Annotated in this window: 9 protein-coding genes; 5 read left to right on the top strand and 4 right to left on the bottom strand. The window is 71.1% G+C overall.

Annotated features, from left to right (window positions below; all coding sequences use genetic code 11):
* Window positions 1–13 precede the first annotated feature (13 nt).
* Window positions 14–1,150: an FAD-dependent oxidoreductase gene (locus tag P2424_RS21320; RefSeq protein WP_276477354.1), complete on the top strand. Its 1,137-nt coding sequence runs from the start codon at window positions 14–16 to the stop codon at window positions 1,148–1,150.
* Window positions 1,151–1,297: 147 nt separating this feature from the next.
* Window positions 1,298–1,651 (top strand): hypothetical protein, encoded by a 354-nt coding sequence (locus tag P2424_RS21315; protein WP_276477353.1) that lies wholly within the window; start codon window positions 1,298–1,300, stop codon window positions 1,649–1,651.
* A 262-nt stretch (window positions 1,652–1,913) separates the two neighbouring features.
* Here the strand turns inward: P2424_RS21315 and P2424_RS21310 are convergent, their stop codons facing one another.
* Window positions 1,914–3,443, bottom strand: a complete 1,530-nt coding sequence (locus P2424_RS21310; protein ID WP_276477352.1) for a UDP-N-acetylglucosamine 1-carboxyvinyltransferase — start codon at window positions 3,441–3,443, stop codon at window positions 1,914–1,916.
* 254 nt (window positions 3,444–3,697) lie between these two features.
* Window positions 3,698–5,008: an APC family permease gene (locus tag P2424_RS21305; RefSeq protein WP_276479063.1), complete on the bottom strand. Its 1,311-nt coding sequence runs from the start codon at window positions 5,006–5,008 to the stop codon at window positions 3,698–3,700.
* 559 nt (window positions 5,009–5,567) lie between these two features.
* Here P2424_RS21305 and acnA point away from each other — a divergent pair.
* Window positions 5,568–8,288 (top strand): aconitate hydratase AcnA, encoded by a 2,721-nt coding sequence (gene acnA, locus P2424_RS21300; protein ID WP_276477351.1) that lies wholly within the window; start codon window positions 5,568–5,570, stop codon window positions 8,286–8,288.
* 96 nt (window positions 8,289–8,384) lie between these two features.
* Here acnA and P2424_RS21295 read toward each other — a convergent pair whose 3' ends face one another.
* Window positions 8,385–9,011: a TetR/AcrR family transcriptional regulator gene (locus tag P2424_RS21295; protein WP_276477350.1), complete on the bottom strand. Its 627-nt coding sequence runs from the start codon at window positions 9,009–9,011 to the stop codon at window positions 8,385–8,387.
* Window positions 9,012–9,074: 63 nt separating this feature from the next.
* Between P2424_RS21295 and P2424_RS21290 the strand changes: the two genes are divergently transcribed.
* A complete protein-coding gene (locus P2424_RS21290; RefSeq protein ID WP_276477349.1) occupies window positions 9,075–9,557 on the top strand; it encodes an SRPBCC family protein in 483 nt (160 codons plus the stop codon).
* Between the two features lie 86 nt (window positions 9,558–9,643).
* Here the strand turns inward: P2424_RS21290 and P2424_RS21285 are convergent, their stop codons facing one another.
* Window positions 9,644–13,135, bottom strand: a complete 3,492-nt coding sequence (locus P2424_RS21285; protein ID WP_276477348.1) for a GH92 family glycosyl hydrolase — start codon at window positions 13,133–13,135, stop codon at window positions 9,644–9,646.
* A gap of 232 nt (window positions 13,136–13,367) precedes the next feature.
* On the opposite strand from P2424_RS21285, the gene P2424_RS21280 reads away from it, so the two are divergent.
* Window positions 13,368–13,502 (top strand): hypothetical protein, encoded by a 135-nt coding sequence (locus tag P2424_RS21280; protein ID WP_276477347.1) that lies wholly within the window; start codon window positions 13,368–13,370, stop codon window positions 13,500–13,502.
* The last annotated feature ends 2 nt before the right edge of the window (window positions 13,503–13,504 follow it).

Raw genomic sequence — 13,504 nt, 5'->3', positions numbered from 1 at the left:
CGCGGGAGGAAGAGTGCGGGTTGTCGTCATCGGGGCCGGAATCGTCGGAGCGGCCGCCGCCCACGAACTGGTGCGCGCGGGAGCCGAGACCGTGCTGGTCGACGCCGGGCACGCGGGCCGTGCCACCGCGGCCGGGGCGGGGATCATCTGCCCCTGGACGGGCCGGGTGGCGGACCCCCTGGCCGTGGCCGGTGCCGAGTACTACCCGGGCCTGCTCGCGGCACTCGCCGAGGACGGCGTGCGCGAGGTCGGCCACCGCCGGGTCGGTGCCCTCGTCCTGCTCCCGCCGGACCGCGAGACGGCCACCGGGATCGAAGAGCGGGTGGCCGCACGCGCCGCTGCCGACCCGAATGCGGGAGAGGCCACCACCGTCGACGCACACGAGGCGCGGCGACTTTTCCCGGCGCTCGCTCACCGGGGCGACGGCTTCCGGGGCACGGCGCTGCACCTGACCGGAGCCGCCCGGCTCGACGGGCGCAGCATGCGCGCCGCACTCGTCTCGACGGCCGAGCGGCGCGGGCTGCGCAGCATGAGCGGCACCGCCCGCCTCGCACTCCGCGGCGCACGTGTTCGGGGCGTGCGGGTGGCCGGTGAACTGGTCGAGGCCGACGCGGTGATCGCCGCGGCGGGCGCCTGGTCCGCTGAGCTGCTGGAGCCCGCCGGGATACGCCTCGACGTCGTCCCGCAGCGCGGGCAGCTCGTGCACCTGCGCCTGCCGGGAGCCGAGACCGGACCCTGGCCCGTCGTCCTCCCCGCGGGCACCGGCCACTACCTGCTCACCTTCGACGACTCCCGGGTCGTCGCCGGGGCCACCCGCGAGGACGGCACCGGCTTCGCGCACCGCACCACGGCCGCGGGCCTCGCCGAAGTCCTGCGGCACGCCCTGGCAGTGGCGCCGGGCCTCGCCGACGCCGAACACCTGGAGACCCGGGTGGGCTTCCGCCCGGTGAGCCCGGACGGCGAGCCGCTGCTGGGCACCGTCCCCGGGACCCCGGGACTGGTCGTCGCCACCGGACTGGGCTCGGGCGGCCTGACGACCGGCCCCTACGCCGGCGCCCTCGCCGCCCGCCTCGCCCTGGGCCGGGATCCTGCCCCGGCACCCGGACTGGATCTTGCCCGGTACGACCCGCAGCGCGGCCGGTCCTGCTGATCCGGCCCGCCCTTCCTGCTGAACCGGCTCGCGCTGCACTCGCCATAACGATGCCCTGCGGGGAAAATCGCGTGGCCGCAGCGACCCTGCCGCCGTAGTCTCCCCGGACCAGCTTCCCCACACCTCGCCGCGATCGGAGCGATGCACATGACCGCTCGGCGAGCGACGACGACGCTGTGGCGCCCCACCGGACCCGAGGAGCTGGACCTGGTCCGGAAGCTGAACTGGCGTGCCTGGCCACCACGGTTGCCCGAGCAGCCGATCTTCTATCCGGTCCTCGACGAGAACTACGCCATCAAGATCGCGCGGGACTGGAACGTGCGGCACAGCGGTGCCGGCTTCGTCACCCGCTTCGAGGTCGAGTCGGAGTTCCTGAGCCGATACCCCGTGCAGCAGGCAGGAGGACGGACCATCCTCGAACTGTGGGTTCCGGCAGCGGAACTGGAGGACTTCAACGCGCACATCGTCGGCGAGATCCAGGTGACCCACGAGTTCCGGTGACAGTCCGAAGGGGCCGCGCCACTGGAGGCGCCGTCCGGTGGGGCAGACCGTGGACATCTCCGGCCACGGCCGTCCTCGCCGGGCCCGCAGCCACAGGATTTCCAGGGATCCCCTGGCATCCAGGCCGCTGTGAGTGGGGATCTCGCAGGAGTGGGAATCCGCACCGTGCGGAAGCGTCCTGCGGCTGCCGCCGCGCCCTCGTCCGGCGCTGCACCGTGCATCGGCGCGGTTCGGGCGGGGCGCTGCGGCAGTCGATGGCCCGTCAGATGTCGCGGAACGTCTCGATCTGGGCGCCCACCTCGTTGAGGCGTTCGGCCAGGTCCTCGTAGCCGCGGTTGATGACGTAGACGTTGCGCAGGACGGAGGTGCCCTCCGCGGCCATCATCGCCAGCAGGACCACCACCGCGGGGCGCAGCGCCGGGGGGCACATCATCTCGGAGGCCCGCCAGCGGGTCGGGCCCTCGACCAGGACCCGGTGCGGGTCCAGGAGTTGGAGCCTGCCGCCGAGCCGGTTGAGGTCGGTGAGGTAGATGGCGCGGTTGTCGTAGACCCAGTCGTGGATGAGGGTCTTGCCCTGTGCGGAGGCGGTGATGGCCGCGAAGAAGGGGACATTGTCGATGTTGAGGCCGGGGAACGGCATCGGGTGGATCTTGTCGATGGGCGCCTCGAGTTTGGAGGGCCGCACGGTCAGATCGATCAGCCTGGTCCGCCCGTTGTCGGCCGGGTACTCCGCACTGCGGTCGAAGTCGAGGCCCATCTCCTCCAGCACCGCCAGCTCGATCTCCATGAACTCGGCCGGCACCCGGCACACCGTCAGTTCCGACTCGGTGACGACGGCGGCGGCGACCAGGCTCATCGCCTCGACCGGGTCCTCGGAGGGCGAGTAGTCCACGTCCGTGTCGATGACGGGCACGCCGTGCACCGTCAGCGTCGTCGAGCCGACGCCCTCGACGCGGACGCCCAACTGCTCCAGGAAGAAGCACAGGTCCTGGACCATGTAGTTGGACGAGGCGTTGCGGATGACCGTGACGCCGTCGTGGCGGGCCGCGGCCAGCAGGGCGTTCTCGGTGACGGTGTCCCCGCGTTCGGTCAGTACGATCGGCCGGGCGGGGGCGACGCCCGCTTCCACCTCGGCGTGGTAGATGCCCTCCGTCGCGGTCACCGCCAGCCCGAAGTGGCGCAGAGCGCTCATGTGCGGCTCGACGGTGCGGGTGCCCAGGTCGCAGCCGCCCGCGTAGGGGAGGCGGAAGCGGTCCATGCGGTGCAGCAGCGGGCCGAGGAACATGATGATGCTCCGCGTGCGGCGCGCGGCTTCGTGGTCGATGGAGTCCAGGTCCAGTTCGGCGGGCGGCACGATCTCCAGGTCGGCGCCGCCGTTGATCCACCGGGTGCGGACGCCGATGGAGGAGAGCACCTCCAGGATCCGGTAGACCTCCTCGATGCGCGCGACCCGACGCAGTACCGTACGACCCGAGTTGAGCAGTGAGGCGCAGAGCAGCGCCACGCACGCGTTCTTGCTCGTCTTGACGTCGATGCTGCCGGACAGCCGCCGCCCGCCGACCACGCGCAGGTGCATCGGGCCGGAGTAGCCCAGGGACACGATCTCGCTGTCCAGAGCCTCGGAGATCCGGGCGATCATCTCAAGGCTGATGTTCTGGTTCCCGCGCTCGATCCGGTTGACGGCGCTCTGGCTGGTGCCGAGCGCCTCCGCCAGTTGCGACTGGGTCCAGCCACGATGCTGACGGGCGTCGCGGATCAACTGCCCGATACGGGCGAGGTAGTCGTCGGTCATGGAGACGAATGTATCTCAGATCTGAGATAGGAACGCACCTGGGGGTGGTGTGGCGGCGGCGATTCGTCCGGCAACCGCCTGAATGCCGCATCCGGGTTGCGGGCGGGCTCCGCCTGGTGCAGTGACGTCGGGGCGGGCCCTCGGCGGCCCTTCGTACGAACGGTAGGGGCCGCACCGGCACCGGGCGCGGCCGGTTCCCCCAGCCGGGTGCCGGGTGCCGCCCCGCCACCCGGTGCCGGGTGCCGCGGGGTCGCTCAGCTCTCGCCGCCCGCCTTGCGGACCAGCACGTTCACCGCCCACAGCGCGATACCGAGCAGTACCAGGACGCCCGCCCTGACGTAGACCCCCGTGGCTCGGTCGGCGAGTGGGCTGGCCAGGACCAGCGCGGTCAGGGCGCCCAGCACGGGCAGCGGGGTCGGTACCCGGAAGTGCCGGTGTTCGACACGGTCGCGGCGCAGCACGAGCACCGCCACGTTCACCACGGCGAAGACGCACAGCAGCAGGAAGGAGGTGGTGTCGCCCAGCCCGGCGATCTCGCCGGTCGACACCAGCCCGAGGGCGAGCAACGTCACGAAGACGATGCCGACGACGGGTGTGCGGCGCCCGGGGAGGACTTTGCCCATCGCGCGGGGCAGGATGCGTTCGTTGGCCATGCCGTAGCACAGCCGGGAGGCCATCATCATGTTGATCAGGGCCGAGTTGGAGACGGCGAAGAGGGCGATCACGGCGAAGAGCTGCTGCGGGAAGTGCACGCCGCCCGCCTTGACCACCTCCAGCAGCGGTCCGCTGGACTCCTCCAGGGTCGCCGTCGGGACGAGCAGCGAGGAGACCAGCGCGACGAGCACGTAGACGGTTCCGGTCACCGCCACGCCGATGAAGATGCCGCGGGGAAAGGTGCGCTGCGGATCCACCGTCTCCTCGGCCATGTTGACCGAGTCCTCGAATCCGACGAAGGCGAAGAAGCCCAGCGCGGTGGCGCCCAGCACTCCGGAGAACAGCGCGTAGCCGGTGCCTCCGGTCTCCAGGTCGCCGAGGCGGGAGGGTTCGCCGGTTCCGGACAGGACGGCGGCGGCCCCGATGCCGAGGATGATCACGAGGCCGGTGAGCTCCACCAGGGTGAAGACGATGTTGGCCTTGACGGACTCCGAGACGCCGCGCAGGTTCAGCGCGGCCAGGGCCAGCACGAACAGGACGGCGACGAGTGTGGGTGGTACGGCCCCGCCGGTGAGCTCGTCCAGGTAGTCGCCGCTGAAGGCCAGTGCCGCCGCGCTCGCGGAGGAGAGCCCTGAGCACATCACCATGAAGGCGACGATGAACGTCAGGAACGGCACCTTGAAGGCGCGTTGCGTGTAGAGCGCCGCTCCGGCGGCCTTCGGATACTTGCCGACCAGTTCCACGTACGAGGCGGCCGTCAGCAGGGCCACCACGAATCCGATCGCGAACGGCAGCCACAGGGCTCCGCCGACCTTTCCGGCGACCTTGCCGGTGGTGGCGTAGATGCCGGTGCCCAGGATGTCCCCGATCACGAACAGGATGAGCAGCTTGGGACCGATGGCACGTTTCAGTGCGGGTTCGGGCGGTTCCCCGGCGTCCCGGGGTGCGGGTTCGTGTGGGTTCGCGGTGGACACGGGGACACTGTGCGGCAGCGGCGGCCCCGGGTCCAGGGGATGCGGCGCGCGTCCGGGTAGGCAGCCCCGAACGGCCTGTTTCGCGCCGGGTGTGGCACGGCCGTTTGCGCGGGGTGGGCGAAACCGCCTGCTCCGCGCGGAGTCGGGAACCCCCGCGCGGGCCGTCCGTCCCGCACGCTCGGTCGGGTGCCCCGGAGACCGTGCACCCCGCGGCCGGCCCCGGGAGCCCGCGGCGCGGGGGAGCGCGCCGCGTATCGGCACCGCGGGCCGGGTGTCGGCGCGGCTCGCGGCGGGCACCCGGGGGCAGGCATGACCGGCGGCCGGTCGTGTACTAGAGTTATCTCGACATCGAGATAACTGGCGACGGCATACGTCGCGGTCGCTGTCGCAGGGCGAGAACCGGTTCGGTAAGGACGGTAAGGCTTACCTAACTTCATCTCCCGCTCACCATAGCGCACCGGCGGCCGATGCACTCAAGGCACTGAAGGAGACTGTCGTGTCGGCGAACAGCTTCGACGCCCGCAGCACGCTGCAGGTGGGCGACGAGTCCTACGAAATCTTCAAGCTGGACAAAGTAGAGGGTTCCGCCCGGCTGCCGTACAGCCTGAAGGTCCTGCTGGAGAACCTGCTCCGTACCGAAGACGGCGCGAACATCACCGCCGACCACATCCGCGCGCTCGGCGGCTGGGACCCCAAGGCGCAGCCCAGCCAGGAGATCCAGTTCACCCCGGCCCGGGTGATCATGCAGGACTTCACGGGCGTGCCCTGCGTCGTCGACCTGGCGACCATGCGCGAGGCCGTCAAGGAGCTGGGCGGCGACGCCGACCGGATCAACCCGCTCGCCCCGGCCGAGCTGGTCATCGACCACTCCGTCATCGCCGACACCTTCGGCACCTCCGACGCGTTCAAGAAGAACGTCGAGCTGGAGTACGGCCGCAACCGCGAGCGCTACCAGTTCCTGCGCTGGGGCCAGGGCGCCTTCGACGAGTTCAAGGTCGTCCCGCCCGGCACCGGCATCGTGCACCAGGTCAACATCGAGCACCTGGCCCGCACCGTCATGGTCCGGGACGGCAAGGCGTACCCCGACACGCTGGTCGGCACCGACTCGCACACCACCATGGTCAACGGCCTCGGCGTGCTGGGCTGGGGCGTCGGCGGCATCGAGGCGGAGGCCGCGATGCTGGGCCAGCCCGTCTCGATGCTCATCCCGCGGGTCGTCGGCTTCAAGCTCACCGGTGAGCTGCCCACCGGCACCACCGCCACCGACCTCGTGCTCACCATCACCGAGATGCTGCGCGCGCACGGTGTCGTCGGCAAGTTCGTGGAGTTCTACGGCCAGGGCGTGGCCTCCGTGCCGCTGGCCAACCGCGCCACGATCGGCAACATGTCGCCCGAGTTCGGCTCCACCGCGGCGATCTTCCCGATCGACGAGGAGACCATCAACTACCTCAGGCTGACCGGCCGCAGCGCCGACCAGCTCGCCCTGGTCGAGGCGTACGCCAAGGAGCAGGGCCTGTGGCACGACCCGGCCCAGGAGCCGGAGTACAGCGAGTACCTGGAGCTGGACCTGGCCACGGTGGTCCCCTCGATCGCCGGCCCGAAGCGGCCGCAGGACCGCATCGCGCTCGCCGACGCCGCGCACAAGTTCGGCCAGGACGTCGTCAACTACGTCTCCGAGGCCGACACCGACGAGGCCGGCAAGGAGTCCTTCCCGGCCTCCGACGCGCCGGCCGTCTCCAACGGCGTGCCGAGCAAGCCGGTCCAGGTCACCGGCCCCGACGGGGTGACCTACGAGATCGACCACGGCGCCGTCGCCGTCGCGGCCATCACCTCCTGCACCAACACCTCCAACCCGTACGTCATGGTCGGCGCCGCGCTGCTGGCCAAGAAGGCGGTGGAGAAGGGCCTCACCCGCAAGCCCTGGGTCAAGACCACCCTGGCCCCCGGCTCGCAGGTCGTCATGGACTACTACGACCGGGCAGGGCTCACCCCCTACCTGGACAAGCTCGGCTTCAACCTCGTCGGCTACGGCTGCACCACCTGCATCGGCAACTCCGGCCCGCTGCCGGAGGAGGTCTCCCAGGCGGTCAACGACAACGACCTGGCCGTCGTCTCGGTGCTCTCCGGCAACCGCAACTTCGAGGGCCGGATCAACCCCGACGTCAAGATGAACTACCTGGCGTCCCCGCCGCTGGTGGTCGCCTACGCGCTGGCCGGCTCCATGAAGGTGGACATCACCCAGGACGCGCTGGGCACCGACCAGGACGGCAACCCCGTCTACCTGGCCGACCTGTGGCCCTCCGAGCAGGAGGTCGAGGAGGTCGTCGCCTCCGCCATCGGCCAGGAGATGTTCACCAAGGACTACGCCGACGTCTTCGCCGGCGACGCCCAGTGGCAGGCCCTCCCGGTGCCCACCGGCAACACCTTCGAGTGGGACGCCGAGTCCACCTACGTCCGCAAGCCCCCGTACTTCGAGGGCATGGGGATGGAGCCCGCGCCGGTCACGGACATCTCCGGCGCCCGGGTGCTGGCCAAGCTGGGCGACTCGGTCACCACCGACCACATCTCCCCGGCCGGTGCCATCAAGGCCGACACCCCCGCGGGCCAGTACCTCACCGAGCACGGCGTCCAGCGCCGCGACTTCAACAGCTACGGCTCCCGCCGCGGCAACCACGAAGTCATGATCCGCGGCACGTTCGCCAACATCCGGCTCCGCAACCAGATCGCGCCCGGCACCGAGGGCGGCTTCACCCGGGACTTCACCCAGGACGGCTCTCCGGTCTCCTTCATCTACGACGCCTCGCAGAACTACCAGGCGCAGGGCACCCCGCTGGTCATCCTCGCGGGCAAGGAGTACGGCTCCGGCTCCTCCCGCGACTGGGCGGCCAAGGGCACCGCGCTGCTCGGCGTGCGCGCCGTCATCGCCGAGTCCTACGAGCGCATCCACCGCTCGAACCTGATCGGCATGGGCGTCCTGCCGCTGCAGTTCCCCACCGGCGGTTCGGCGCTCGACCTGGGGCTGACCGGTGAGGAAACCTTCTCCATCACCGGTATCACCGCCCTCAACGACGGTGACGTCCCCGCCACGGTGAAGGTGACCACGGACACCGGCGTCGAGTTCGACGCCACCGTCCGCATCGACACCCCCGGCGAGGCCGACTACTACCGCAACGGCGGCATCCTGCAGTACGTCCTGCGGTCGCTCATCCGCGACTGACCGGACCGACCGCTTGAACGGCGGGCCGCACCCCTGGAGGGTGCGGCCCGCCGTGCTGTGTTCGCTGCTTTCCCTCCCGGCAGGAGAGACGTCTCTTCAGCCGGTGGCCGGCGCCGTCGGCACGGACGCCGATGCCGTGGGCGAGCCGAGCAACGCGGCGGTGCACTCCTCGGCGAGGTCCTCCGCGTAGGCGGGGAGAGAGGCGCCGGCCCTCAAGTGGCGACGGACCAGCGAGAGCGGGAGATCGATCACGGCGAGCGCGACCCGCTCGGTGGCCTGCCGGCAGTCGGCGCCCAGGGCGGCGGCGAGGGAGGCGAGGGCGTCGCGCACGCGCCGGTTGCCGCGGTCCGCCCGCCGGCGGTGCTCCTCGGGCCAGTCCGCGCGTCCGAACTCCTCGGCGCCGTAGAGGAGCAGAGCGGCCTCCTGCGGGTGGGCCCGGCTCCAGGCGACGACATGGCGTGCGGCCGCACACCCCGCCTGCCGCGCGTCGACACCTGCTTCGATGGCCGCGAAGTAGCCCTCCTGGAAGTTCTCCACCGTCCGTAGCCACACCTCGGCGAGCAGCGTGGCACGTCCGGCGAACCGGTGGTACACCGAACCGCTCGGGGCGCCCACCTCCATGGCCACCGCGGACATCGACACCGCGGCCGGGCCTCCCGCGGCGGCCAGTTTCACGGCGGCGTCGAGCAGCTGCTGCACATCGAAGCGGGATGGTCGTGCCATGAACGGGAGGGTACTCTCGACAATATTAGAGACACGCCTCTAATTAGAGCCCGGGGAGGACGCATGGCCGTCTACAACGTGCACGAGCGCCTGCTGGCCGCGAAGCGAAGCGAGGCGGGAGCACTGATAGACACTCTGGCGAGCAGCGACGACCAGCTGTGGCCGCAGGCCGGCTGGCCGGCGATGGTCCTCGACCGCCCCCTGGCAACCGGGGCGGCCGGCGGCCACGGCCCGGTCCGCTACACCGTCGCCGTGCATGTCCCCTCGCTATGGGTGCGCTTCACCTTCAGCGGACCGCGCGGCTTCCACGGATTCCACGAGTACGCGGCCCTGGCGGTCGACGAGGAGCACACGCTGCTGCGCCACACCCTCGCCATGACCGCCCGCGGCCCGGTGCGCCTCACCTGGCCGCTCCTCTTCCGCCCGCTCCACGACGCCTGCCTGGAGGACAGCCTGGACCGTGCCGAACTGGCCTGTTCGGGCGAGGTGACCAGCGCCGCTCGCTGGAGTCGCTACGTACGACTGCTGCGAGCTCTCATGCGCTGACCACCGGGCTCTTCCGGCCGTACGTGCGATTCCCGTCCGCCGGGGGGTGCACCCCTGGACCGCCCGTCCCGCGCCCGGCGCACCGGTCAGCGGCTGCCCAGGAGTTCGAGTTCGCCGAGGCGGCTGTCCTTGGTGGCCGGGAGCAGGCGGTAGCGGGTGTAGTGAACGCTGCGGGGGAGGGTGAAGACGCGGGTCTGCTTGTCCCAGCGGAACCTCTCGTCCGCGCGCCGGTCCAGGGTGCGCCAGCGTTTGCCGTCCCGGGAACCCTGCAGCCGCCAGCCGCCGGGTGCCTCGGTGTGGTCGTCGGAGGTGAGGGTGTACGCCGTGACGCGGGCACCGTCCGCGACCGGTACGGGGCCGGACGCGGCGTCCGCGGCCGTCGCGGAGGTGTCGTCCAGCAGCGGGGAGTCACCCGGCTCGCTCACGTCCCCGTCCGGTGTCGGCGCCCGGTCGCCGCGGGTGAGCGAGGTCGGTCCCGCGTCGCGGCCCGAGCCCCACTTCGACGGCTTCGGGCCCATGGCGAACTCCAGGGTGCCGCCGTCGGCCAGCAGCCTGTGCGGCAGCGCGGTGGAGTTCCAGCGTTTGCCGTCGACCTTCAGCCCCTGGACGTAGACGTTCTCGGCGCTGTTCTTCGGCGCCTCGACCACCAGGTCCCGGCCGTTCTCCAGGTGGACGGTGGCCTTGGTGAACAGCGGTGAGCCGACCGCGTACTCGGGGGAGCCCATGACCAGCGGGTAGAAGCCCAGTGCGCTGAAGACGTACCAGGCCGACATCTCGCCGTTGTCCTCGTCGCCGGGATAGCCCTGGCCGATCTCGCTGCCGACGTAGAGCCGGGAGAGCACCTCGCGGACCTTGGCCTGGGTCTTCCACGGCTGCCCGGCCGCGTCGTACAGGTACGGGATGTGGTGCGAGGGCTGGTTGCTGTGCCCGTACATGCCCATCCGCACGTCGCGGGCCTCGGTCATCTCGTGGATCACCCCGCCGTAGCTGCCCGCGTACTTCTGCTCGGCCGTCTCCGGGGTGGCGAAGTAGCGGTCCAGCTTCTCGGCGAGGCCCGCGCGGCCGCCGTACAGGGCGGCCAGGCCGTGGGTGTCCTGGGGCGCGGTGAAGGCGAAGTTCCAGCCGTTCGTCTCGGTGTAGTCGTAGCCCCACACGCGCGGGTCGTACTCCTGCGGCGACAGCCGCCAGGAGCCGTCGGGTTTCCGGCCCTGGAAGAAGCCGGTCTTCTTGTCGAAGAGGTGGACGTAGCCGCGGGCGCGCTGGGAGAAGTACGCCGACTCCTCCCGGTAGCGCTTCTTGCCGGTCTTCCTGTAGAGGGCCTTGCCCATCCGGGCGATCCCGAAGTCGTTCAGGTAGCCCTCCAGAGCCCAGGACAGCCCCTCCTTGGTGTCGGTGCTCGTCCAGCCGAGGAAGGGAGAGGTGGTCATGCCCTTGCGGCCGACGCCGGGATCGGGCGGGGCGACGGTGGCGTTCTTGACGGCGGCCTCGTAGGCGGCTTCCGCGTCGAAGTCGACACCCTTGAGGTAGGCGTCGGCGAAGGCGACATCGGAGGAGGTGCCGGTCATCAGGTCGGCGTAGCCGGGGGAGGACCAGCGGGAGATCCAGCCGCCGTCCTTGTACTGCTGCACGAACCCGTCGGCCATCTTCCCCGCCTGCTTCGGGGTGAGGAGGGAGTAGGCGGGCCAGGTGGTGCGGTAGGTGTCCCAGAAGCCGTTGTTGACGTACACCTCACCGTCGACGATCTTCGAACCGGTTCTGGTGGGGGTGTCCGGACCGGTGGCGGGGGAGAAGGGGCTGGCGTAGCGGGTCCGGCCGCCGACCCGCTCGTGGCCCGCGTTGGGGTAGAGGTAGAGCCGGTAGAGGTTGGAGTAGAGCGTGGTGAGCTGGTCGGGGGTGGCGCCCTCGACCTCGATGACGCCCAGCAGATCGTCCCACCGCGACTGGGCCCGCTTCCGCACCTGTGCGAAGGAGTGGTCGGCGGGGACCTCGGCGCGCAGATTGGCCTTCGCCTGCGCGACGCTGATCAGCGAGGTGGCTATCCGCATGGTGACCGTGCGGTCCGCTCCCGGCGCGAAGCGCAGATAGCCCGCGGCATCCTTGCTCCCGCCGTCCTTCAGCTTGCTGCCGCCGGTGGCGGGCGCGTCGAACTCGGCGTGCACGAACATCCGGGTCGCGCCGGTGGACAGCCCGCTGCGCACGTCGGACCAGCCGCTGACGGTGCCGCGGCGGGTGTCGAGGGTGAGGCCCGCGTGGTCGTCGACGTTGTCGAACAGGAGCGCGGCGGCGTCCCGCTTCGGGAAGGTGAAGCGCATCATCGCCGCGTGGTCGGTCGGGGTGACCTCGGCGCGCAGCCCGTTCACGAAGGTGACGCCGTAGTAGTGCGGCCTGGCCGTCTCCTCCGAGTGCCGGAAGGGGAGTGCGCGGACGGTACGGGAGGCGCTGGGGGTGCCCTTCGCGGTCGAGGGCATCACCTGGAACGTCTGCCGGTCGCCCATCCAGGGGCTGGGCTCGTGGCTGGCGCTGAAGGCCTGCAGCGCGGGCAGGTTGTCGGCGTTGTTCTTCCGCGCGTACTCGTACAGCCAGCTCTTGGCGCCTGCGTCGGTCACCGGCGTCCAGAAGTTGAAGCCGTGGGGGACCGCGGTGGCGGGGAAGGTGTTGCCGCGCGAGAAGGAGCCGCTGGAGAGGGTGCCCCGGGTGGTGCGGACGTGGTCGGAGAGGTGGGCCTTGGGGGCGGCCGGCCGCTGCGGGGCGAGCCGCAGGTCGTCGAGCCAGCCGGCGAAGGCGCGGGAGCCGTTCGCCGGTCCGGAGGGCGCGTCGTAGCCGAGCAGGACGCGGTCGACGGTCCGGCCTTCGGCGACCTGTCCGATCCGGGCCTCGACGTTGTTCCACTGGTTGACGTGCAGGGTCTTGGCGGCGCCCTGCGCGGCCGGGGTCAGCCGGGTGCCGTGCTGGTCGGCCGCGCGCAGGTCGCCGAGGCGGCTGCCGTCGGTGAAGACGAGGTCGACGGCGACGTGCGTGGCGGCGTAGGAGCGGTCCTCTCCGGTCATCTGGGGGAAGAGCCGGTAGGAGAGCACGGTGTCGCGGGTGACGGTGACGTCGACGTCGAAGATCTTGTTGTACGCGTATCCGCGGCCCGGTGCCGCGTGGTCGCCCGCGAAGCGCAGGGCGCGGGCCCCGGTGAAGCCGGCGCCGGTCTTGGCGGTGGGCGAGGACTCGGGTCCGCCGCCGGTGCGGGTGGCCAGTCCGGGGCGGCCGTCGGCGGTGACTCCGTCGGCGCGGGGCCTGCCGTCCGGCCCGGTCTCGACGGTGTCGTTCCAGTCCGGCGGTGGCGTGTCCGCCTCGAAGGAGGAGGTGAAACGGGTGGCCCGCGGGCCGGTGCCCGGGTCCGGTGCCGCGACGGCGGTGGTGGCCTGTGCGGTGGAGGTGACGAGCAGCGCGAGGAGTGCGGCGAGTGTCCGGCGCCGCGTGGCCGTGCGACGGGATAAGGCCCGCGGTCGGACCCTGGGTCCGCGGCGGAGCCGGGTTGCGGGTCCGGACCCGGCGGCGGACCGGGTAGGGGGTTGCGGGCTGCGGCGCACACGGACCTCTCAACAGGCGAACAGGCCGACAACGTTGTCAGGTTGTGGATATCAGCGACAAGTAACGTACGTCTGCCCCTGGGTGTCAAGGGGAGTCGGGGATTCCGGAGGAACTCGGGGTAATTCGGCGGAAGGAGGGAATCGAAACAGGTCTCAACTCGGGAAAGATGGCGGACGGGAATGTTCTCGATCTTGCCCGCGTGGCGAAGAGTGGACTATACCTGTCCGCACCTTGAGCGGTACCGCGCGCGGACGCCGCCTCGGGCGCCGCACCATCCGCAAGATCCGCACCACCCAGCTTCAACTGACCCGCGGTGTCGGGCCCTTCGCCGGTAACGAGTTGACGGGAGACCGGTACACCGCCTGAGT

The organism is Streptomyces sp. WMMB303, assembly GCF_029351045.1.
GTDB lineage: Bacteria > Actinomycetota > Actinomycetes > Streptomycetales > Streptomycetaceae > Streptomyces.
Note: the sequence above shows the minus strand (reverse complement) of the source record. Positions and strands in the feature narration are given on the sequence as shown.